The 1,380-nt window shown below is 67.3% G+C and carries 1 protein-coding gene; it reads right to left on the reverse strand.

Features of this window, described 5'->3' with window-relative positions; all coding sequences use genetic code 11:
• On the reverse strand, positions 1 to 1,380 hold a 1,380-nt coding region (locus DBR10_RS00980; RefSeq protein ID WP_335582540.1), incomplete at both ends, for a pectate lyase-like adhesive domain-containing protein.

Genomic DNA, 1,380 nt, shown 5'->3' on the forward strand with positions numbered 1-1,380 from the left:
CCCCTGCGCCGTAGAAGTCGCTGCCGTTACCGCCGTCGCCGCCCATGCCGCCGCCGCCGCCCTGGTTCATTCCGGCGGTGGCGCTGCCGCCGATCGCACTGTTGCCCGCGAAATTGACATTGGTCAGGGTGACCACCCCGGGTGCCGCCCCGTGGGCGCTGTCATTGGCCACGAACAGACCACCGCCCAGGCCGGCCCCCGCGCCGCTGCCCGCGCCGCCCTTGGCGACCATGTTCTGGATCGTCAGGTTCTCGATCGTGACCTCGCCTGAGTAGACGAACAGGCCCCGCTGCTTCGACTGGCCATCGATGACATAGTTGCCGCCATCGATGTTCAGGGTCACGCCTGGCTTCAGATTGATCGCCTGCAGTGCGTTGTTGGACAGATATATGTTCGAGGTCAGGTTGATATGGATGACGCCGCTGTTGGCGGGCATCGCATTCGCGTTGACGATCGCGGCGTTCAGGTCGTTCACGGTGGCCATGGCCCCCGTGATGACCAGGTTGCCGCTGCTGTTCGCCGACAGGGTGAAGCTCTCGGCGCTGAAGCCGCTCAGCCTGAGCACCACGTCCTTGCCGCCGCTGTGGATGGCCAGAATGTGATTGCCGGGGACGTAGGTATAGGAGGCCCCGGCGGCGGACAGACTGCTGAAAATGACGGAGTCGCCGCCCGCGAAATTGACCAGCTCTCCGCCGAAACTGTAGCTGACGGAGCCGCTGGTGCTGACAACGCCCGTCGAGACCAGGGCAGCGGAGTCGACTTTCAGGGCTGCGACGCCGACGAAGTCGATCTTCGCGAAAGATCCGGTGCCCGCCAGGCCCGCGGCACCTGCGGCTGCCAGTTCCGTTGTTCCACCATAGAGCTTCAGTCCGCCCGTGAAGCTGTTGGCCGCGCTCAGGATCAGCAGCCCGTCGCCCTTCATGCTCACCGATCCGACGCCAGACCCGGCGTGCTGACCGGCCGCATCGTCAATGGCTCCAGCGATGATCTGCGTCTGACCGAGGCCGGGCGAGAAGGTGATGTTTTGGGTGCCCTGGAGATAGATTCCGCTGCCCCAGGCCGAACCCGCCGCACCGGCATCGCCGTCCTTGCCGTCGCGGTAGCCCTGAGCGCCCGCTCCGCCGGCCCCACCGGAACCGCCCGTCACCCTGCCAGGCAGGATCAGATTGCTGCCTCCGATGGTCAGCGCGCCCCCTTCGGCGACGAAGATGTTGCCGCCCGCCGCCAGGCCGCCGCCACCGCCGCCGGCACCGCCGCCGCCGCCATTCTGGTAGCTGGCGCTACTGCCACCGTGACCGCCATGTCCGCCAACGCCGCCTCCGGCACCGGGGATACCGCCGCCAAACCCGCCCGAACCGCGCGTCGGCAACTGTGCTTCAG

The sequence above is a fragment of the Caulobacter sp. HMWF025 genome (assembly GCF_003060965.1).
Lineage (GTDB): Bacteria > Pseudomonadota > Alphaproteobacteria > Caulobacterales > Caulobacteraceae > Caulobacter.